The sequence below is a fragment of the Mesorhizobium sp. f-mel genome (assembly GCF_053850215.1).
On record NZ_JBSPTO010000075.1, the window covers coordinates 1 to 1,071 of the forward strand.

Here is a 1,071-nt window from a genome sequence, read left to right on the forward strand (position 1 = left end):
TTGGGGGCATCGGCCTCCTTTGGGGGCCGGCGAAGCGCTGCTTGGCCGTTCGGCAAGACATTTGCCAGAGCAATCGGCCGATCCGGCCGATTGTGGACGGACTCCTGCTTATGCCGGCTTCTCGCCAGGCGGATGGAGGGCGCTGATCATGCGGCGCAGGTTGTAGGCGCAGGCGGCCAGTATGCATTGCGTGCGGTTGGCGGCGAGGTTGAAGAAGCGCAGACGCCGCATGGCATAGGTCTCCTTGAACACGGCGAAGGGCCGCTCGACCGCCGCCCGCATCTTGGCGATCAGCTGGTTGCGCAGCTTCTGGCGCGGCGGCAGCTTGGGATGATGTCTGTTGGGTCGCCGCATCAGGCGGTCCTTAATGCCTGCCTCGATCAACCGGGCATGTCTGGCGTGGGTATAATAAGCCTGATCGCCATAGACCGCCTTTTCATCGCCGCTGATCAGTGCGTCGGCCGGCTCGGTGTCGGTGACCGAGGCGTCGCTCACCTCGACGCGCCGGATCAGCGTATGATCCTGGTCGGCACCGATGTGCATCTTGTAGCCGAAGGTGCCCTTCTTGCCCTTCTTGCCCCAGCGCGCATCCTTGTCCGCCGATGGCTTGACCGGGCCCTGGTGGCCCTTCTTGGGTTGTTTCGGCGGGCGGCCGCGAGCTTGCAAGAACGAGGCATCGACCAGAGTACCGCGCTTGACGATCAGGCCCTTCTCCTCAAGCTGGCGGTTGATCTCCTCGAACACCTTGTCGATCAGCCGCTCGCGCGTCAGCTCCTCGCGGAAGCGCCACAGCGTCGAATGATCAGGCGTGCGATCCGAGAGGCTGAAGCCGGCAAAGCGGCGGAACGACAGCCGGTCGCGGATCTGTGCCTCCAGCGCCGGATCGCTCAGCCCATGCCATACACCCAACAACAGGCAGCGCATCAGCACCGGTGCCGGATAGCTGGCCGTGCCTGGCCCGGCTCCGCTGCGTGCGCCCAAAAGCCCGTCGATCGGACCCCAGTCGATCTCTTTCGCAACAAGATCGAAGATCGTCTCATCCGACACCGCAAGACCGTCCGCCAAGCTCAA

General features: G+C 64.2%; 1 protein-coding gene. It reads right to left on the minus strand.

Annotation, left to right across the window (positions count from 1 at the left end; genetic code table 11):
- Positions 1 to 108 precede the first annotated feature (108 nt).
- Positions 109 to 1,071, minus strand: a 963-nt coding sequence (locus ACWUKX_RS30935) for an IS5 family transposase (RefSeq protein WP_456010452.1), incomplete at its 5' end; no start/stop codon positions are given.